We start from the raw sequence: 19,740 nt of genomic DNA, 5'->3' as shown, positions 1-19,740 counted from the left end.
CAAATTGTGGACCTGAAGAAGCAAAATCCCGAATTGAAAGTACTTCTGTCTGTCGGCGGATGGGGGAGTGGACGTTTCAGTGAAATGGCTGCCAATGATGAATATCGCCGGGCATTTGCTAAGGATTGCGACCGGGTAGTGAAGGAATTTGATCTGGATGGCATCGATATCGATTGGGAATATCCCACGAGTTCAATGGCGAACATTTCAGCTTCACCCGATGACACGGAGAACTTTACACTTCTGATGAAAGATATCAGGGCAGCGATAGGTGATCAGAAGGAATTGACACTTGCCACTGTGGCTTCAGCGAAGTATATCGACTTCAAAGCTATTCTTCCTTTTATTAACTTTGTGAATATCATGGCTTATGACATGGCCTCTGCACCGAAACACCATTCGGCACTTTATCGGTCTGCAAACAGTGGAGGCATTACGTCGGATGAGGCTGTTACTGCGCATCTGAAAGCCGGTGTGCCACCTTCCATGCTGGTGATGGGGATGCCTTTTTATGGTCGTGGCGGAGATGGGTACCCCAGTTTCCAGGATTTTAATAAAGTAGGAAGTACCGGTGGTGATTATACTGAAAAGTGGGATACGGTTGCCCAGGTTCCTTATCTGGTTAATAAAAATGATACGCTGGTATTCGGTTTTGAAAATGCCCGTTCACTGGCAATCAAGTGTCAATATATCTTGGATAGAGATTTATTGGGTGGTATGTATTGGGACTATAGTGGTGATAATGAGCAAGGAGATTTGCGTCGTACGGTGGCTGAGAATCTGCTTGGTAAGAAGCATAGAACTAAGGTGCTGGTCTTGACGGAAAGAGGTGGTCAGCATGGTGGATTTACGGATGCGGGTCTGAAGTGGCTGACTGATGAAAGTAGAAAGATGAATTTCAGTATTACCGAGATAAACAATGCCAAACCTATTACGGAGACTTATCTGTCCCAGTTCAATCTGATTATCCAGTTGGATTATCCTCCTTATACATGGCCGAAAGAAGCGGAAGATGCTTTCGTCAAATATATAGAGGAAGGTAAAGGTGGTTGGATCGGTTTCCATCATGCCACTTTGTTGGGTGAGTTTGACGGTTTTCCACTGTGGCAATGGTTCTCTGATTTTATGGGTGGTGTACGTTTCCAGAATTATATAGCGCCGCTTGCTGATGGTACGGTGCTTGTGGAGGATAAGAAACACCCGGTGATGAAGGGAGTACAGGCTTCTTTCGTGGTGCCTGATGATGAGTGGTACACTTATGACAAGAGTCCACGTCCGAATGTGCGTGTGTTAGCCAGTGTTGATGAGGCTACCTATACGCCTGCTTCGGATATCAAGATGGGCGATCATCCTGTGGTATGGGTGAACGAAGGTAAAAAAGCGCGCAATGTTTATTTCCAGATAGGGCACAGCAAGAGGCTGTATGAGACGGAAGATTTCACGAAGATGTTCAGGAATGCTATTAACTGGACGTTAGGAAAATGATGAATGTTTTCTTTCTTATGGCTCTTCTATAAAGAAAGTGCCGGAAACAATCGCCAGGTAGGGTGATTGTTTCCGGCACTTTGCTGCTATAAATAATTCGATCAGTACGAATAGCTTATAAAATATTTTACTGATGAGTTTTCTTTTGTGAAGATGGTTAGTTATTTGTGAGATGAAAGTAATGCTTTATATTGTTGAGCTATAAAAGCCCAGGTATAATGTTGCTTTGCAATCTCCCGCATCTTGTATCCGTCCTCGGGGCTGTCATGTAGCAATTCTACCAGTTCTTCATTTGTTTTGAAGTAATGAGCTTCGTTTTCTGTTGTCTCACGATTATAAATCACGTCGTAAGCTAAAATCGGTTTGCCGAAAAACATAGCTTCCACTAACGAAGGGTTTGTGCCGCCTGCGCTATGTCCGTGGATATAGCACCTGCATTGGTTGCGCAGTGCATAGAGTATATCAAGGTCATACACAGAATCTACCATCTGTATATTTTTCCGACCACAATATTCTTCTTTGAGTTGTCGGCTGTATTCGCTCCGTTCCCAATTTCCCACAAACACCAGATTCTTTCCAGAAGTAGCAAAGGCTTTCAGGATCAGATGACAGTTGTTCTCCGGCTCAATACGGCATACACTGACGGCATAGTTTCCGGGAGCGATTCCGTATTGCCTCAGAATTTCGTTCTGCCTTTCTTCGGTGACATTTCTTTGTGCATGATCTCCTCCATAGGCTACTAATTCGGCTTTCTTATGATACGTATTCCATACGTAGTCCTGTATTCCTTTATTGTCGGCTATGATTACGTCAGCATAGCGTACGGCCATCGCTTCACTTGTTCGCAGAAACCATCTGGCAAACTTACCCCATTTGGCCCTCCGGTGTTCCAATCCGTCAATGTTCACTATTAATTGCTTCCGATACAACAGTCTGAAGACGGGCAAAAAAATACAGCCTGATACGCCTAATATGATTACGGTATCATAACCTCGCAAACATCTAAGCATCGACAGAATATCATAAGGAGTGCTTTGTACCCCATTGGCATGGAATAGCGGGATGTACTTCAGTTGTGCTCCTTTGTAGGTTTTCATGCGTGTGGTATAATCCTTACCACTACAAAAAATCGTGTATTTTACCGTGTCTGCACAATTCCTGCCGATAATGTTCTCTACCAGTGTTTCAAAACCACCGTATTGAGCCGGCACTCCCTGAATGCCAACGATAGCGACGTGTTTCATATAAAAATAGTTGATTAAATTTTGAGTTTATTGAAGCTCCTGACATATTTGGCTTCCAAAAAAGAAATTGCAAATTTTCCTAATGAAAAAAGCATGAAATGTTTCAAATACTTTATTTATTGCCATACACGACGTCCTCTATGCGTTGCAACATAGCTTGCTCGTTAAATGCAGCCGAATGGCTCAACGCCTCAACAGACAAAGATAGATATAAATCGGAGTTGGTCAGCATCCGCCTTATCGTTTCCTCTATTTCATCCAGTTCCTGTACATCCATCTTAAATCCGTTAACGCCGTTCTCCACCATTTCAGCGATACCGCCTTCAGTCGGTACTATCACAGGAAGCTCGGCACTCATGGCCTCTAATGTAGTAAGACCGAATGTTTCTACCGCCAGTTGGGGATTGGTTAGACAAACCACTACCGATGCAGCATTATAGAAAGAAGTTACGTCAGCTTGTCTTGGGTAAATCGTCAGCCCCTTAATATTTGTTATTTTATTATCGGATAGGTATTTATCTATGTTCTCTTGCGTATCATTAATCACTAATACGAATTTATATTGCGGTAGCCTGTCAGCCAATTCAATGAACTCACGCGTACCTTTATATTCTTTCAAAGAAGATAGCATTAGCACCGTCTTGCGGTTAAACGCCGCTTCCGCATCAGGATGCAACCTGCTAACAAACTCTGTAGGCAACGCATTTGGTATCACCGTCACCCCTTTTTTCCTCTTCAAAAAAGAAGCCTGATAAGCCGACACACAGATTATCTCATGTGCCAACTTTTGCATACAGAAGGCCAATGCCTTATAGAACACCCCTTTAGCAAAAGCATTTTCATGGTAATGATACACCACTCGCTTTCCCATCAGCCTTCCGGCCAGTGCCGGACCTACGGGCAACAACGTATTGATGTAAAATACTGTGTTCTTGCGGAAGATATATCGGAAAGCATAGAAGAACGTGTAGAGTTGTACCCAGCTATATCTCAACATCGTTAGCGCCGGGTTCGTGGAGAAACGATACGAATAAGAATACCGCTTCATGTTAGGATGCGAATTAAGTTCGTCCAGCACTCCCCCTTTTGAGGTGACTAACTCTATGTTTTCCCCTTTCTCAAGTAACCCTTTCAGCACCATATTCAACACCTTTGGGCTGCCGCTGTAGTCGTTGAAGAGATGGAAACAAACTATTTGTTTCATTGCTATAGATGTATGTTATTATCTAAACGATAGATTACATCTCTAATTTGCTCCCCTTTTGTCTCCCACAGAAACTGTTTGCCTGTTCTTTGAGCTTTTTCGCCCATCAATTTACGCAATTCTATGTCGGAAGCTAATCGTATAATAGCATCAGCCAAAGACTGAATCAGTGATTCACGGTTTTGTTGAGGAAGTACCATTGCATAATCATTGTTGAAATATCGGGTATATCCACCTGTATCTACACAAATTAGTGGTTTACCGTATCGCATAGAATCGAAACTCACAGTCACCGCCCCCTCTTTTAGACTACTATTCACCACAAAATCGCATTGAGCTATTTTCTGACGATATTCATCCATGGGGATATTTCCTAAGAAATCTACCGTCTTCTCAATACCCAACCGTGAACGCATATTAAGCAATTCTGCCTTATACATACCATTGCCCAGTATAGTAAGGTGCATTTGAGGGTTTTGTTTGTACGCGATAGCAAATGCTTCCAGCAGAAGGTCAAATCCTCGCCAAGCATCCAGCCTACCGACGGATAGAAGTTCTATTGTTTTATTGGGAGAATTGTTTGAAGAAATCGAGCAATTAGTGTCTGCATCCTCTACAGCTACATCTGTAAAAAGCACAGCTTTCTGTCGCCATTTCTCTGGGACAGCCATTCTCATTGCTTCTGTTTTGCACAGTATCAAATAAGCGTTCTTGCATCTTTGATTAAATCCGATTCGATACTTCAGACTTTTCACCATAATTCGACGAATGCTTTCTAAAATACGACTTTTAATATCATAGTGTTTAGTGAATTCTTCAGGTATTGTTTCCACTCCACCTATCGGTCCCCAAATGAACTTCTGTGTTTGACCAAATTTACTAACTGGCCAAATGGCATTTCCAAAGGTCAAGTGATGGAAGATATTAATACCATTATCTTGCATTGTTTTTTTTACTATTTTATTGGAAAGAATCGTCCAAATATAATAGTAAGTACGAACCCACTTGAAATTTCCATTTTTGAAAAATAGAGAATTAAGAGGTATGTCATAGTATATAAAATGAATAGTTTTGTTTAATCCATTTTGGATGACAAAACTTTCGATATCATCTATCTGTTCTTTATGAACTAAGACCCACAATTCAAAGTACTTTGACATCTCCAGGACCCAATGCCATCCCACTCCTGGTTCTGACCCCATATGTGGCATACAAGAAAATGCGGAAATAAATATTTTCTCTTTCATACTGAACTTTCTTTCATTTTTTTGTTTATATATAGCAACATCATTGTAGACCAAGTGATTTGAAGATTCACTCCAGACAGCAATATTGAAAAAGTCCAAAATGTGATGGTGGCTATTTTATTATCAGAGTCATAACAATACCTAAATGAAGATATGGCGAATATTAGGAATGACAGAAAACCATACTCAAGGGCATATAACATTAAGCCGCCACCAGTATATCCTTTTACAACTCCAGGAATATACCTGTACAAAAATGTACTAGTATAGTCAACTCCGTATCCGAACCACCCATTCAAAGAAGTCATATCTAAATGCTGCCAACAGATTATGGATGGAACAAAACGCAATGCACCGCTATGATCGGCTTGAAACATCTTCATAGTGTCAAAGGTAAATACTGAAAGAACCAGCTTGTATGTTCTCATAAAAGTCTCGCCTCCCATTATTGTAACAATGAATGCTAAAACAAGAACAAGGGCAAGGAGCGAAACTATGGTTTTCCTATTTAGCAATTTTGATAGTACAACCAGCAAAAATAAATAAGCACCAGCACTTACCATTGTCAGCATCACCCATAAAAAAGCACACCACAAAATCTTATCTTCATTCCATGATTCTTTGAATGACAATGCAGAACCCTTTTCTATTTCTTTCATCGTTAAAAATGAATACATAAGTAAGGCCACCATTCTGCCACTATGTTCAGGCTCTGACATCAGTGAATTCAACTTCCAAGGTTCTAAAGGAGAGTAATTGCTTACATTGAATATTGGAAATCCGAATAACACACATGTCTGTTGTATTAGCAAAACGAACAGATAAGCATATATTATCGACTTAAACAGAATCTGCATATCATTTAACTTGGCATCCGAAAAATGGAATAATCGAGTCATTGCCATAAAAAAGACACCAAACATTCCAGAATACAAAGCCGTACTCCATCGCATGGTTAAAGGATGGAATATTAGGGGGAACGAAATAGTACATAGCAAAAATAGCATCAAAGGCCAATCAACCCTCTTGTTGAATATTGGATACTGGACTAACAATAAAGGTGAAATAGCCATTGCGCCTATTAACAGCATATTTCTGGCACCTGCGCCTAATGCAAATGCCGGTGAAGTTACTAAAATGGCTATTCCAAAGAATAGCATAACTTTAGTAATATGAGAAGGAATATTATTGACTATCATTTGAGTACGAATGACAAAGTTTCTTCCAGCAAGCAGGACAATACTTTTGGCGATTTTGTTTCTTTTATCATTTTGCTCAATTGCGGCTGAAATGACTTCCCGTCAATAAACGATTTCACGGCAGTTCCTATTTCATCCGTATCATATGGATTCACCTCTAGTGCCTTTCCTGAATAATATTCTTTGGGACCGCCTAATTTTGTTATAACAATGTCGCATCCCATCGTCGCTGCATCAAGAGCCACAATGCCTACACCTTCATAGGTGGATGGTAGGGCAAAGATTTTGGCTTTAGAATAAAGCTCAATCATTCTCTCTTTCGTCACATAGCCTAAATATGAAACGTTAGGTTTACCTCTCATCCAATCTGCCAGAGTCTGTTCTTCCTCCTTGCTTCGCAATAATCCACAAAGCACTAACCGAAATTGATACTTTACAGACGCATCAATAAGTCTCTTTACATTCTTCCGCGCGTCACAAAGCAAACTGATATGAAGGCAGAAAGGCTCGCGATTATGGTTTATTTCACCAATAACTGGAATACTATATGATAAAGGTACAATCTTACATTTTTCGCCCGATATTCCAAAACCTTTCGATAAAAAACGTTTTTCGAAATTAGACCGCACTAAAAAGACTTTTATCTTGTCTTTTATTGACCGTAATGAGTGATAAGGATTAGTTAACCTGAGCTTTGAGCATCCCCATCGGGCATAACACTGTAAAGCCAATAAGCTATAGTTAGGATCTAAAATGGGTGCTACCGCAATATTGGGATTGATTGGGTAAATCCATTTTATTATATCTCGCATATACTCATTGAAGCCAAAGAAGAGGATTACATCAAACGACTTCCAATCATAATTGTTCCACATATTGACGAGTGTCACAACATGATTCAAATCTTCGAGTCCTTTTTTCCAAGTCATAGCCTGACTATATACGCCATCCGATGGCACTATATGCGGATAAGAAAAAATAAAGGCTATATTCATTTTATTCATTTTCAATAATTATGCTATCATCGTTTATATCTCTCCAGCTCCCCGATTTTTTGTATTTTGCAGGGATTCCTGCATAAAGGCCATAACTACCATGCTCCGAATAGTCTTGATTGCAAAGTGAACGTGCCGCAACTACAGAATAAGGGGGAAGCTTAGTTCCTTGCATAACAGTTACATCTGTGGCCAACCAAGTATGTGAACCTATGATGACTTCATCATAGCCACGTCCCACAAATAATCCTTGCTTATTTTTTAGGCGATGCATAGCACTGTCCATTATCTGTACATTACAACCACACCGCACTGCACCGTACAGTATTATCCTGTAGTCACAGTTTATTCTTAGGGTTGAAGAATTACCAAATCGTTCGCCAATCTCCACATAAGAATTATTGCGCAACACTGTAATTGCACTGTTGGCTCCAATGCAGGCATCTCCTTTGAACAGAATGGTGCCTTTGTTATAAAAACTGATGCCATTATTGGGATATTGGTTTGTAATGAACAATCCTAATCGTATCATTCCGAAACGAACCTTTGTTGCATTTATAATAACCTTGCCTTTTATACAGTACAATTTGGGGTTGTACAATATGATAGGTATCTTTATCGCTTGACTAAACGGTAAATACCAAAGACAAAAGAAAAGGGATATTGGCAGAGCCAATAAAGTCTTTATTTTATTCATCAAATTCATTAGGGTAATTTGCTAAAAATATAGCGTTCAAGGATTCGGGCTAAAATAGTATCTCTACATTTAATACTTTGATTCCTTTCATTTATAGTGCATTAGAAAATAATTTAATCAGAATGAGAAAAAATGATGCCAACTTTTTTAATGCGACTGCTGTTGCAACAGATGCCACGAAAAAAAACAGAAAACTGATTTTCGTATTATAACGAAACATTAAATCTATTAGCGTTATATGCGTAAGGTATAATTCAAGGCTGTGTTTTCCTATGTACCTTAAAGAACGACTTAAATAGGTCCCTATTTTCCGCTGTTCCATCCACCGAAATAAACTTGCCAAAGCGATAATCACCCCCGGGGCAATAAAATATAGTAAGACAAAATTAAGCCCATACGAGGTAATCACCCTACCACCTAATACCATACTTCCGATTCCTAAAATAAGATATGTCAGTAAGGAGATAAGGCATATTGTAAAGGTGTTAAATCGTATATCTGTTATCTTAGAACCCACATATAATCCACTGAAGTATATGGGAATACGTGCCAAAAACAGATGAATGCGACCAAGCGTATCCTGACACCATATTATACCCAAATAAAACAAAGAAATGTCAATCAATAAAATTAGACTTGTTATGGTTCGTGGATATTTCTTTAGTATAGGGAAAAGGGGGACAGATAACAGGTAGAATGCAAATGCCGCACTGATATACCAAAATGTTACATTACTCCCCCCCCCGTAGTGCCAATAATTAGCGGGTACCAATAACTTAATGTCAAAAATTCGCCAAAATAATCTCTGAATGACCCATTAATCAACAAATAGAAAAAAGTCAGAATAATCCAATAGGCAGGTAGTATTCTACTAACCCTACGAAAAACGAAATTCATAAAAGTTGGCGACTTGGATAGTGATAATGCAATGCCAACGCCCGAAAGAAACAAAAATATTTCTACACCACCATATCCGTATGCCAACACTGGGCGAAAATAATTCAAAAAAGTCCATTGGTCAGAACAGAAAGACAGACAATGCCCACCCGTTATCCATAATGTCGCAATAGCCATAATCTCTGACCTGTATTTTAAAACCGAGCGAAAATTCATGCTTCAATCATTTATAGTAAGCAACAAAAATCAACCTCAACAATTGTTTGTAACGCAACACTTCCCCTTTATTACTCCTAATATAATAAAATGGAATGCGGAGGCAACACGCCGTAATCAGCATGATGTTTGCCAAATGGAAATAAAAGATATTTCTTGTTTTACAATAATTCTTTTTCCTCCCATCCAATTCCATGAGTTGCTTACGCTCGCTTACCTGTGAACTTTTACCTTCTAAATGTACGATTTGTGCTTGGGGCACATTCATATTCTTAAATCCTGCCTTGCGTATTCGCCAGGATAGTTCCGATTCTTCTCCATACATAAAGAAATCGGGGTCGAACATACCTACCTCTTCAATCACGCTTCGCCTAACCATAAAGTTTGCACCAGATACATTTCCAACCGGGATTGGCTTTTCTGACGTGTTATAAAAAGGATAGCTGACATATTTTCTGCTTAATCCAAAAGTAAGTTCGGATAGTTCATACGACATTATACCAAATGGTATGCGATGATAGGAATAAGTTGGTGTCATATCTGCATGGAGAAGTGAACCGCCGCAACTGCCGACTTCAGGATGCTCATCTATATAACATTTTAATATGTAGATAGCATTGTTAACCAAATAAGTATCAGTGTTGAGTAAGAATAGATTACGACCATTAGCTATTTTTATCCCTTCATTATTTGCCCGGCCGAAACCCACATTTTCTGCTAATGGAATGTAGATGACACGGCCTAAAAAGCAGTCCTTTAAAGCCTGTTCGGGGCTGGATTGGGAATTGTTGTCCACCACGATTATCTCATAAGTAAACCCTCTACTTTTATCATACACGGATTGGATGGCATTTACCAAGAGTTCTGTGGTGTTGTAATTGACAAGGATTATACTTACATCAATACCACTGTTATTGCTCAATGATTGAAGACGCTTTGAATCTTCGCCTTTAATATGCTTTTCCATAAACTTTTTCTTATTGCCTTTTTCCAACCGTATTTTTCATAGTTATATAAGAACTGTTCTCTTTTGGGATTGCGTGTGGCGCAATTCCTAAAACTACCTCCTCCGCTTACGGCTTCATCAATTGCTCGCTCTTCTTGCTGTAATGATGATGATTTCACTTTGTCCCAAAACTTAACACCTTTATCGGAGTTAAGGGTGACCACCGAAATGTTTTGGGGAGGAGTTCCGTTATGTGATTGCAACTCTCCTAATCCTAAAAAATCTCCAATTGTTATATCTGCCACTCTTTTTCTATCTGAGTATTTGCAATGGTAGCAGCTTTCTCTAAGGGTAATTGAAGTTAAAAAGCCAGTGAGATAGTAAGAATGTACAGCCTTTTTCCCATATAAAAGCTTATCGCCATTCCATAAGGTCAGCCAATAGTTATATTTGTCATTCCCTCTAAATCTACAATTGGTAATGTTCTTCAAATGTTTTGAGGGAATAAGGCTTTTTATTTCTTTAACCAGATAGTCTTGAGGTGGCACACCATGACACAGCAAGTCACATGTAATCAGATTGGCATATTCTTTATGAAGATAGTTCTTAAGACCTGCTATTTGGCAGGGGAGTCCTATGAACAATACCGTACGTTTTTCATATAGATCCATCTTTACTTGACCATAGATATTACCTACAATTGCCTGTACATATTTTGATCCCTTTAAAGCATCCAAATGATATTCATTCGCCCGGACGAAATGTGCCTTTAACTCATCTCCCCATTCAACCCCATATCCAATTCCTTTGTACGCAGATACCACGGTTCTATATAAAGCCGCAGCCACCCCACCGGATGCTGAATATTTTCTATCGTTCAAAGATTTCTCCCATACAGCCAAGCATTTACGCGGCTCCAACCTTTCAGTATCTTGATTAACTGGACACCGATTTATACAGAGAGCACAACCAACACAATTTGCCATATCAACAACAGGGTGTAACTCGCCATGTTTGTCCGACTGCATAGATATCGCTTTGTGCGGACAGACATTCATACAGGTTGCACATCCAGTACATAAATGATAATCACATATATTCATCATATATCAACAACAATCAATAATCGTTTTCAAATACTCCAAAGAATCGTTTCTGTCTTTCTCTAAAATATGATTTACTTTTATGTATTGTTCTCCTATTGGTGGAGGAAACTTTGTGCCATCGAATAAACGGTCAGATAACTGATAATGTTTGAGTAAGTCAGACAATCTGGAATTTTGCGATTGAATATCTCCGTTAGCAAAACGCATCAAAGTAACAAATTCCTTGTTTAGATTTATACTGAGAGCTGTTGCGTGGAAAGAATCAGTGCACACCATTGAAGAGTGAAGGATTAAGTAAATAAAATCTTGAATACCAGCATCCTCTATCGTTTCGCTTGATTTTTGAAAATGGCCCGGTTGCATAGGCAATACTACTATACGTTGAATGCCTGTTTCCTGTTTAATCATTTTTACTGATTTCCAATAGGTTATGTTGTCCACTATAAAGTAGCATAGGATATATGGTTTTTGGGTGTCAAATTTTCGAAGAGTATAACCATTGCTAAAAAATACCCACTCATTCATATCTAACAAGAAAGTAGGGTCAACCACTTGCTTGATAGGCTTGTTAACGATATCTTCTAATATGAATTTTGCGGTATCTTCTCGTACGGAAATATGTTCAAATGAAGACAAACAACTTTTGTACAGATAAACTTGGGCTTTCGGTATTGCTCCGACCCCTATACTGGAAGCGTAAGAGTATTTTTTAGTGTTCAAACCTTGTAACATTAAGAATGGCTCTGTGTGTGCCGGATTCCATAACTGGTCACTTCCTGATATTACTGCATTCATACTTGAAATCTGCGACTTATATAGGAAGCGTCCTAAATATCCTACACATCGACAGAACTCATTGAATGTCTCACTCTTAAAGTGTCTAATTTTCTTTGCTTTATTGAAGTTATATCCATGCAGCCGATTGTATTCTGAAGAGGTCGCAAAACTTCTAAGAATGTTACCAGCCCAGTTTCTCCATGTGAAATATTTCTTTAACAGATAGGGCTTAGCCCCCAACTTGCCAACCGCATGCGCCAATGCAAAGGCCTGTAACGAAGTTCCATAATTACTGCCTCCGTACCATGTAACAATACCAATTTTTTTCACTTCAATACAAATGTAAGTATTTCAATAATTTCATTACAAAATCTATAATACATGCATAAGGAATCGCCTTAAACAGAAAGGCGTAAAAGGATATTTAGCTTTCATTGTTCTGATTCTCAGGCGACCACATATTATATCTTTCTTGTATCATTTTATGAATTATTCCCATCCTTTGTGGCTTGGGATATATCATTTATTAGCAATAGTTCAAAATCATCGTATGATTGATTTAAGATGAAATCAATACATCTTGCGAGATATTGTGAAGAGTTGTATACTGGGACTATAACACTTACCATAATGAAATTACTGATTAAAAAGTTCGATAAATTTGCCTGCTTGCTTTTGAGGGGAATATGTTTGAATATATTCTTTAGCTATATTTTTCAGATATTCCGGCTCATATTCAGTGTTAAGTACATCTAACATTTTTCTACTCAGATGTTCTGCGGACATAGCGGGTTCATAGTAGTTGAGGAGGCCTTTTGTTGTTTCATAAAGAGCTGTTTCTTTGGTGCAAACAACTGGAACACAATGAATAGCCGCTTCTATAGGTGTAAAGCCGAAGCCTTCCATTAGCGAAGGAGAAACAAATAAGCTTGCATTACTATATAATTTATGCATCTCAGCCTCAGAATATTTATTATCAATTAGCTTTATTCTACCATCTATTCCTAACTCTTTTATTAAAGGGAGTACTTGTTCATCCCAATATGGTAATCTTTTTGCTTTGATTATTAAATTGTGACTAATTTCTTCTTTTATTAAAGCAAAGGCTTTTATAAGCGTAATTATATTCTTATACGGTTCAAGGGTGTTAACATTAAGAATGTAGGGTGAACTTGATGAAACTGTACGCTCCTGGAAATATTGAGTATTGGGAATGCTATTATATACTACACTTATTTCCACTCTAATGTAAGGGCATTTATGAAGAATATCATTTCTAACATAGTTAGAAATCGTAACCAACCTTTGCTGTCGGGTGAGTATATGTTTCAAAGTGGTTTTAAATAAAAGTCTCTTCAATCGACCATGCTTCAACTTAAATCCTTGAGTGTCATGAAATACTCCTATGCATGGGACTTTTGAAGTATACAACCCTGCTATATTGATAAATGGCGAAAAGAATTTGTCAATCTTGTTTTTTGCAATCAATCTATTCATTCTATATAGATTCAACATACCATGTATATGAGGAATCTTTGAAATATTAATATCGTCAAAAACAAGAAGCTGAAATGAATTTCCTGTCTCCTTTTTAATAGCATGAATGTTATTATGGGTACATAATAATATTATATTCTCAGTATAATGGCACTGAGCAAATCCACTTAGCAGCCTATAAATATATACACTTACACCTGCCATTACATCAGGATTTATATATGTCAAATCAACCAATATATTTTTCATGATTTAAATTTTCGAGTTACACTGCTAAGACTCAATTTCGAAGCTATTAATCTGTTTATATATTGACGTTCATTATGACTTAATCCTAAATAGTAAGAGCACAAGCATACGGAAATCATACAGAACAGCATAGATATACAAAAGTTTAGGATTGAGCTTTCTCTACAAATAGAATACAGGAACGGCAGTAATGATGCCATAAACAAAACTTTGATTATAGGTATGATGACCTCAGTTATATATTTAGATACCTTGATTGATATAATAGGTAAGATTAGTTTAACTCTTATAATCTGAGTGAATATTTCTACCAAACAACCGATTATGAATACAGATTCAGGCGGATAATTAGAAAACATTAGTACTAGGAAAGAAATGGGAAGGGTTAGTATCTGACAGAGGCCTTCTATTATTTTGATTTTCTTTATTTTACCGGTGGCTTGAATAGAAATAGATAATGGATTGGACAGAGCCAACATTAAACTTTGGAAGAGAATCAAACGCACAAACCATATCGTATGTTGAGGAACACTCTTCAACCATAAATCCAAAACAATTTCAGTTTCCAATACTATAGGTAAAGTCAACAACAACAATAAATAAAAAGAGAATTTGGAACTGATTATTAATAACCTACGCATATTTATCAAGTCCCCGTCAGCATAACTTTTAGTCAATTGAGGATTCAATGCCATTTGAAAATTGTAACAGAATTGCATAATAACGCCCTGCACTTGAACTGCCACTCCTCTCGCCGCATTTACTACTGTACCGTAAAAGAGATTAAGCAAAATATTAAGTCCTTGAGTCGTTCCCATAACAGCAAAATGGCCAACTAACGTCCAGATAGTAAATAGTGAAATTTCATGCAGTAAGCTTTTATCAAATAAAGGTTTTGTTTTAGCTTCTACAAACTTGATTCTCGAATATGTAAGAAATAAAAGTCTGGTTATTGTTGTAATTAATAAAAACAAAAAGGAATAGGCAATTAAACTATCATACTGAATATATGGCAGTACTATGACAATCACTAATTTCAATACGGTTTCTATAGTGGTAAATACTGCATATATGCCCAATCGCTCATGGGCAATTAAATCCGAATAGTATGGTAGGGATAGAATTCCGATAAGTGCCGAGAACATAGCATACTGATAGACCCAAAATGATGCTGCTTCACGACCTGCCGGAATATTTAATTGAGTATTTAAAAACCATAATCCGATAGTTTCCGCCAAAACAAATATAACTAAGGCTAATAGAATATGAAGAGTTTTCAGATTTCCGAAGACTTTTATTAGCTCTTCTACATTTTTCTTCCCGACATGATATGTTATGTATCTTGATGTCGCTCCTCCCAAGGCTCCCGTTAGGAAACTAAAAAGCACAACTACTCCGCCAACAACATTATATAGTCCATAATCGCTTACTCCTAAAACGTCAAGAATAATTCTGCTGGTATAAAGTCCTACCATCAAATTAATCAGCATCCTCAGATATAGATACAAGGTATTTTGGGCGATACGCTTTTTTTCAGTATTTACAAGGCTTCCCACTATGATTTACAAAAAAATATTAGAGAAATATTCGAAATTAAGATTGTTAAGAGGTTTTCGAGTGACATTCAGTTTATAAAAATCCTCTCTGTATTACAAATCAACCACATGTAACTTACCGACTTAAACGACAAAAAGTGAAATGTGGGAATGTAGAGTGTCTTGTCACCAATATATAGATAAAGAGATGCAAATTCAATTATTCATGGGACCCTGTTAGAAGTGTCTTCATCATTCATAATGCTCCATCCCATACTCAAACGGACTCTCAAAATCCCTCAGCAACGGATGCTTCGTATCTTTCTCACTCAGTATCGCTTTATCAGTCGGTATTTTCCAGTCTATTCCTATGCCTTCATCCAAGATACTGATTCCACCGTCGGCTTGTGGAGCATAATAGTTGTCACATTTGTACTGAAATACAGCCACTTCACTCAATACGGCAAAACCATGGGCAAAACCTTTGGGAATGAAGAATTGCAAATGATTATCTTCTGACAATTCTACAGCCACATGCTCACCGTATGTGGGCGATCCTTTGCGAATATCTACCGCCACATCAAGCACGCGGCCTTTGACGACACGCACCAGTTTACTTTGCGCAAAAGGCGGCTTCTGAAAATGAAGCCCTCGAAGTACTCCGTATGATGACATACTCTCATTGTCCTGCACGAAATTCACCTTGTGCACCTTCTCTTCAAATTCCCGTTGGGAAAAAGACTCGAAAAAGTAGCCGCGTTCGTCTTTGAAAAGGCGTGGCTCAATGATGACCAAACCCTCTACATTTGTTTTTTGTATAAGCATTGTTTCTTATAATAGTTTTAAATACTAAAAGGTTACATTCTCTAAACTGCCTCCTTTATTTTCCTCCTCTCCCTTGCCTCATCAGCATATTATTAATCTGTTGTCTCACATTGTCCACCTTTGCCCCCGATGTCAGTCGGGAAGCGAAAGGAAGAAGAACCTCGATGAAGGTGCCTTTCACCACCGTGTCCTTGCCCACGCGGGGTTCGCTGAGCATGATGCTCACTACACCCGCCAGATCGTGGGCGGTGGCGCATTCGCCCAGAAGTCGGGTGTACTCATGCACTTTTTTCACGTCGGGCACGTAGGTGAAGAGAAGGCACTCGGCATCGTTCAGACTTTCAATGCCCTCGGTTTCTTCGGGACGGATGGCGACCTCGGCAAACTGATCGCCGTAAAAATTCTGAACGGCGGTAGCGCCTGTCGGGGCTATCATGTTCGTACCGCCGAATATCTTTATCTCTATTTCCGGTTTGTCGTTCATATTTATATTTTCTCTCTCCATTCTATTTAATTATTTTAATGATAAATCAATAAGCACTCAATGATTATAAATGCTTAGTAAATGGCTTTTAATGCAGTGTATAGGATGAATTATATCCTGTATCTTTGTTGACATAAATCAGTTAAATATAAAATATAGTTTTAATTAAATCAGAATCAATATCATGAAAGAATCTATCATGTCTTTTTTCAACGCTCCCATCACCAACAAAGTGCCTTCCGGAGTGAGTAGCGTAGCGGGGCTTCATGCCTATATCTCCTCTGATTCCCATCTGAAGGAGCTGACACAAAGAGTAAGGGCCGATACGGAAAACGATAAAGCATTCCGTGGAAAAAAGCAGACTTTGCTGCCCTACGTCACGCCTGCCGGAATTTTTTCGTACTGTCGGGAGCAGTGCATCATGGTGCCGTCCGGAGACTTTGTAATAGACATCGACCACCTTGCCTCTGTCGAAGAAGCCGCAATGTGGCGCGATCGACTCTTTACTGACGAAGTGCTACAACCCGATCTTGCCTTCGTAAGCCCCGGTGCCAAAGGAGTGAAACTCTTTGTACCTTACCGGCTGAATCTCACAGATACACTGGAACACTCGTTCGACAATGCTCTACACACCGCCTGGGACTATCTGGAATGGCGTCACGGACTAAAGGCCGATACTGCCAATGCCGATATGTCGAGAGCCTGCTTCCTGGCATACGATGAAGAAGCGAAGTGCAAAATTTAGGGTAAGTTACAAATTACGAATTACAAATTACAAATCCTATCATCGTGAACGAACTTGACATTATCGAACAGTTGACTATTGCCGCAGAACAGGCCGGAGCCAACCTTGCACCTACGTATCAGGAATATATGCCACTTGCCTTCGCCATTGCCAACAGTTGCGGCGAGGCGGGACGCAGTTTTTTTCACCGGCTTTGCAGTCTGTCTGCGAAGTATCGGCAGGCCGACGCTGACAAACTTTACGACCACACCTTGCAGAATGGGCGAGGGGGCAATTCCTTAGGAACGGTGTTCCACCTGGCCCAGTTGGCAGGCGTGCGCTTCGACAAGAAACTTGCAAACTTGCAAAACTTGCAGGCCCCCCTCACACCCACACACACGTACGTGCGAGAAAACGATGTGGAAACCTCTGTTTCGCTGCCCTGTTTCCCGGAATATCGGTGGCCGCTCTTCCTGCAACAAGTGGTGGACTGCGGCGAATCGCCCGCCCAAAGGGACATCCTGCTGCTGGGAGCACTGACTGTATTCGGAGCCACCCTCAACCGGCTGTTGAGCTTTGTCTATGGCCGCAAGATCAAATTTCCGTGCCTGCAAACCTTTGTCATCGCTCCGCCCGCTTCCGGCAAAGGAGCGCTGACCTGGGTGCGCCGGCTGGCGGAACCCCTGCACGACGCGCTGATGGAATCGTACAGCGAAAAGATGAAAGCCTACCGCCTTGAGAAGGTGCAATGGGACACGCTGGGCAAGGAGAAGGCAAGCAAGCCCGAACCCGAACAGCCTTGCATGAAGATGTTCCTTATTGCGGGTGATAACTCCGGAGCCGGCATGCTGGAGAACCTGATGGATGCCAACGGTGCCGGACTGATATGCGAAACCGAAGCGGACACCGTGAGCACTGCCATCGGTACCGACTACGGACACTGGAGCGATACCCTGAGAAAGAGTTTCGACCACGAACGCCTAGCTTACAACCGCCGCACCAACCACGAATACCGGGAGTGTAAAATATCCTATCTTAGCGTATTGCTTAGCGGTACGCCTGCCCAAGTGAAGCCGCTCATTCCCTCGGCGGAGAACGGCCTGTTCTCGCGCCAGTTGTTTTACTGCATGCCTCCCATTCGTGAATGGGTGGATCAGTTCTGCGAATCCGGTATCGACTACGACCGTATGTTCACCCTTTGGGGAGAACGTTGGAAATGCCTGCTCGATGCCTTGGCGGCTGTCGTAAGCGGCATCAACCTGAAACTGACCGAAGAACAGAAAGAGGAATTCAACGTTCACTTTTCACGCATATTCGGTCGTGCGGGTGCGGCTCATGGCGATCCCATGAAAAGTGCGGTGGCACGTATCGCCATCAACATCTGCCGTATCATTGGCATCGTGGCATTGATGCGCTCGCTCGAAGCCTTGTTAATGGCAACGGACGGCATCGGCCGTACTGCTGCGGAAAAGCCGGCGGACGACCTTGTAAATGCGCTGAAATCATGCCCGGGCTTGTTGCCTTCACCCCACATTCCGCATGAGAACGTGCAAGATGGCGTGGTACCTCAGTTCGATCTCACCGTCAACAGCGATGATTTTCATGCCGTACTGTCACTCACGGAACCTCTGTATCTGCATTCGTGTCATATCCTGTCGTTCCTTCCGGCGGGCGACTCCATGCAGCAGAAAACGTCGCAGGAGGCATTCCTGGATTTGTTGCCTCTCAACTTCACCCGTAGCCAGGCCCTTCAAGCGAGTGAACGGTATGGAATACCTGCCAACACGCTCGACTCGCTGTTGAAGCGAATGCTGAACAAAGGGCAGCTGGTGAAAAGCGGGCGCGGAGAATACAGGTTCAAATGAAACGTCGTTCGGAAAAAGGATCTCATTCGCTTCATGCACGTGTATGTACGTGTGTGGGTGTGAGGGGGCTGCAAGAAATGCAAGTTTGCAAGATTCCGCTTTTTTTTTCTCCAACTGGGAAAAAAAAATTCTCCAGTTAGGAAAAAATATTTTCCCAGTATAGGAAGAAAAAACTCCCATATCCGGAACGCCTTTAATTCTTTAATTTTTAATTTCTCCCACCATGTCCTTCCATCCCATCTCCATGAAGAAGAGCGAACTGGCTCTACTTTACTTTCCGGATTCAACATCCGCTGTGGCCACCAACCGCCTGATGCGCTGGATTTATGATTGTCCTCCGCTGATGATGGAACTGGAAACCGTCGGTTATCATCGTTCGCAGAAGTTGCTCACATCCCGGCAAGTGTCGCTGATTGTCCGCCATTTGGGCGACCCGTAAGGCGAAACCCATCGGAACCCATCGAAACCCATAAGTCGGTTTCCGGTCCGTCCTATCTTTGCCACAGATTATTAACCGAATCAGTTGACGGGATTTATTCTTTCTGATG

At 40.4% G+C, this 19,740-nt stretch carries 20 protein-coding genes; 4 read left to right on the top strand and 16 right to left on the bottom strand.

Annotated features, from left to right (window positions below):
- Positions 1-1,485: glycosyl hydrolase family 18 protein (locus BACCELL_RS24990; RefSeq protein WP_007214962.1), on the top strand; the 1,485-nt coding region annotated here is incomplete at its 5' end.
- A 161-nt stretch (positions 1,486-1,646) separates the two neighbouring features.
- Here the strand turns inward: BACCELL_RS24990 and BACCELL_RS24985 are convergent.
- The 16 genes from BACCELL_RS24985 to BACCELL_RS24920 form a co-directional block, all read right to left on the bottom strand.
- Positions 1,647-2,729 (bottom strand): DUF1972 domain-containing protein, encoded by a 1,083-nt coding sequence (locus BACCELL_RS24985; RefSeq protein WP_007214961.1) that lies wholly within the window; start codon positions 2,727-2,729, stop codon positions 1,647-1,649.
- 112 nt (positions 2,730-2,841) lie between these two features.
- Complete coding sequence (locus tag BACCELL_RS24980; protein WP_007214960.1) at positions 2,842-3,933, bottom strand: glycosyltransferase family 4 protein; 1,092 nt, start codon at positions 3,931-3,933, stop codon at positions 2,842-2,844.
- 2 nt (positions 3,934-3,935) lie between these two features.
- Positions 3,936-5,180, bottom strand: coding sequence for a glycosyltransferase family 4 protein (locus tag BACCELL_RS24975; protein ID WP_007214959.1), 1,245 nt, complete (start codon positions 5,178-5,180; stop codon positions 3,936-3,938).
- A complete protein-coding gene (locus tag BACCELL_RS24970; RefSeq protein ID WP_025726131.1) occupies positions 5,177-6,379 on the bottom strand; it encodes a hypothetical protein in 1,203 nt (400 codons plus the stop codon). The genes BACCELL_RS24975 and BACCELL_RS24970 overlap by 4 nt, the downstream gene beginning before the upstream one ends.
- Positions 6,376-7,383 carry a glycosyltransferase family 4 protein gene (locus tag BACCELL_RS24965; RefSeq protein ID WP_007214956.1) on the bottom strand — a complete coding sequence of 336 codons (1,008 nt, stop codon included), beginning with the start codon at positions 7,381-7,383 and terminating at the stop codon, positions 6,376-6,378. Before BACCELL_RS24965 ends, BACCELL_RS24970 begins: the two co-directional genes overlap by 4 nt.
- Positions 7,376-8,080: an acyltransferase gene (locus BACCELL_RS24960; RefSeq protein ID WP_007214955.1), complete on the bottom strand. Its 705-nt coding sequence runs from the start codon at positions 8,078-8,080 to the stop codon at positions 7,376-7,378. Before BACCELL_RS24960 ends, BACCELL_RS24965 begins: the two co-directional genes overlap by 8 nt.
- Before the next feature lie 82 nt (positions 8,081-8,162).
- Positions 8,163-8,843 (bottom strand): acyltransferase family protein, encoded by a 681-nt coding sequence (locus BACCELL_RS24955; protein ID WP_007214954.1) that lies wholly within the window; start codon positions 8,841-8,843, stop codon positions 8,163-8,165.
- Entirely contained in the window at positions 8,798-9,145 is a 348-nt protein-coding gene (locus tag BACCELL_RS27710; protein WP_336314198.1) for an acyltransferase family protein, read from the bottom strand. The genes BACCELL_RS24955 and BACCELL_RS27710 overlap by 46 nt, the downstream gene beginning before the upstream one ends.
- A 46-nt stretch (positions 9,146-9,191) precedes the next feature.
- Complete coding sequence (locus BACCELL_RS24950) at positions 9,192-10,178, bottom strand: glycosyltransferase family 2 protein (protein ID WP_248604813.1); 987 nt, start codon at positions 10,176-10,178, stop codon at positions 9,192-9,194.
- Positions 10,103-11,236: a Coenzyme F420 hydrogenase/dehydrogenase, beta subunit C-terminal domain gene (locus BACCELL_RS24945; protein WP_248604812.1), complete on the bottom strand. Its 1,134-nt coding sequence runs from the start codon at positions 11,234-11,236 to the stop codon at positions 10,103-10,105. Before BACCELL_RS24945 ends, BACCELL_RS24950 begins: the two co-directional genes overlap by 76 nt.
- Positions 11,237-11,239: 3 nt before the next feature.
- The gene (locus tag BACCELL_RS24940) at positions 11,240-12,343 is read right to left on the bottom strand and encodes a polysaccharide pyruvyl transferase family protein (protein ID WP_007214951.1); all 1,104 of its coding nucleotides are present in this window, start codon (positions 12,341-12,343) and stop codon (positions 11,240-11,242) included.
- 152 nt (positions 12,344-12,495) lie between these two features.
- Positions 12,496-12,642, bottom strand: coding sequence for a glycosyltransferase (locus BACCELL_RS26285; RefSeq protein WP_230324597.1), 147 nt, complete (start codon positions 12,640-12,642; stop codon positions 12,496-12,498).
- Between the two features lie 7 nt (positions 12,643-12,649).
- Positions 12,650-13,759, bottom strand: coding sequence for a glycosyltransferase family 4 protein (locus BACCELL_RS24935; RefSeq protein ID WP_007214950.1), 1,110 nt, complete (start codon positions 13,757-13,759; stop codon positions 12,650-12,652).
- On the bottom strand, positions 13,756-15,315 hold the full coding sequence (locus tag BACCELL_RS24930) for a lipopolysaccharide biosynthesis protein (protein ID WP_007214949.1): 1,560 nt from the start codon (positions 15,313-15,315) through the stop codon (positions 13,756-13,758). Before BACCELL_RS24930 ends, BACCELL_RS24935 begins: the two co-directional genes overlap by 4 nt.
- A gap of 231 nt (positions 15,316-15,546) precedes the next feature.
- Positions 15,547-16,119 (bottom strand): dTDP-4-dehydrorhamnose 3,5-epimerase, encoded by a 573-nt coding sequence (rfbC, locus tag BACCELL_RS24925; protein WP_007214948.1) that lies wholly within the window; start codon positions 16,117-16,119, stop codon positions 15,547-15,549.
- A gap of 55 nt (positions 16,120-16,174) precedes the next feature.
- On the bottom strand, positions 16,175-16,624 hold the full coding sequence (locus tag BACCELL_RS24920; protein ID WP_007214947.1) for a hypothetical protein: 450 nt from the start codon (positions 16,622-16,624) through the stop codon (positions 16,175-16,177).
- Between the two features lie 163 nt (positions 16,625-16,787).
- On the opposite strand from BACCELL_RS24920, the gene BACCELL_RS24915 reads away from it, so the two are divergent.
- The 3 genes from BACCELL_RS24915 (at position 16,788) to BACCELL_RS24905 (ending at position 19,631) form a co-directional block, all read left to right on the top strand.
- Positions 16,788-17,348 (top strand): BT4734/BF3469 family protein, encoded by a 561-nt coding sequence (locus tag BACCELL_RS24915; RefSeq protein ID WP_007214946.1) that lies wholly within the window; start codon positions 16,788-16,790, stop codon positions 17,346-17,348.
- Positions 17,349-17,392: 44 nt separating this feature from the next.
- Entirely contained in the window at positions 17,393-19,192 is a 1,800-nt protein-coding gene (locus tag BACCELL_RS24910) for a DUF3987 domain-containing protein (RefSeq protein ID WP_007214945.1), read from the top strand.
- A gap of 223 nt (positions 19,193-19,415) precedes the next feature.
- Positions 19,416-19,631 carry a DUF4248 domain-containing protein gene (locus BACCELL_RS24905; RefSeq protein ID WP_022210886.1) on the top strand — a complete coding sequence of 72 codons (216 nt, stop codon included), beginning with the start codon at positions 19,416-19,418 and terminating at the stop codon, positions 19,629-19,631.
- Positions 19,632-19,740: the final 109 nt, after the last annotated feature.

This window comes from Bacteroides cellulosilyticus DSM 14838, assembly GCF_000158035.1.
Taxonomy (GTDB): domain Bacteria; phylum Bacteroidota; class Bacteroidia; order Bacteroidales; family Bacteroidaceae; genus Bacteroides; species Bacteroides cellulosilyticus.
This window is presented reverse-complemented; position numbering and strand designations above follow the sequence as displayed.

Coding starts and splice junctions, on each gene's coding strand:
- BACCELL_RS24985 (WP_007214961.1), bottom strand. CDS start 2,729: ATGAAACACGTCGCTATCGTTGGCATTCAGGGAGTGCCGGCTCAATAC.
- BACCELL_RS24980 (WP_007214960.1), bottom strand. CDS start 3,933: ATGAAACAAATAGTTTGTTTCCATCTCTTCAACGACTACAGCGGCAGC.
- BACCELL_RS24975 (WP_007214959.1), bottom strand. CDS start 5,180: ATGAAAGAGAAAATATTTATTTCCGCATTTTCTTGTATGCCACATATG.
- BACCELL_RS24970 (WP_025726131.1), bottom strand. CDS start 6,379: ATGATAGTCAATAATATTCCTTCTCATATTACTAAAGTTATGCTATTC.
- BACCELL_RS24965 (WP_007214956.1), bottom strand. CDS start 7,383: ATGAATAAAATGAATATAGCCTTTATTTTTTCTTATCCGCATATAGTG.
- BACCELL_RS24960 (WP_007214955.1), bottom strand. CDS start 8,080: ATGAATTTGATGAATAAAATAAAGACTTTATTGGCTCTGCCAATATCC.
- BACCELL_RS27710 (WP_336314198.1), bottom strand. CDS start 9,145: ATGGCTATTGCGACATTATGGATAACGGGTGGGCATTGTCTGTCTTTC.
- BACCELL_RS24945 (WP_248604812.1), bottom strand. CDS start 11,236: ATGATGAATATATGTGATTATCATTTATGTACTGGATGTGCAACCTGT.
- BACCELL_RS26285 (WP_230324597.1), bottom strand. CDS start 12,642: ATGGTAAGTGTTATAGTCCCAGTATACAACTCTTCACAATATCTCGCA.
- BACCELL_RS24935 (WP_007214950.1), bottom strand. CDS start 13,759: ATGAAAAATATATTGGTTGATTTGACATATATAAATCCTGATGTAATG.
- rfbC (WP_007214948.1), bottom strand. CDS start 16,119: ATGCTTATACAAAAAACAAATGTAGAGGGTTTGGTCATCATTGAGCCA.
- BACCELL_RS24920 (WP_007214947.1), bottom strand. CDS start 16,624: ATGGAGAGAGAAAATATAAATATGAACGACAAACCGGAAATAGAGATA.
- BACCELL_RS24915 (WP_007214946.1), top strand. CDS start 16,788: ATGAAAGAATCTATCATGTCTTTTTTCAACGCTCCCATCACCAACAAA.
- BACCELL_RS24905 (WP_022210886.1), top strand. CDS start 19,416: ATGTCCTTCCATCCCATCTCCATGAAGAAGAGCGAACTGGCTCTACTT.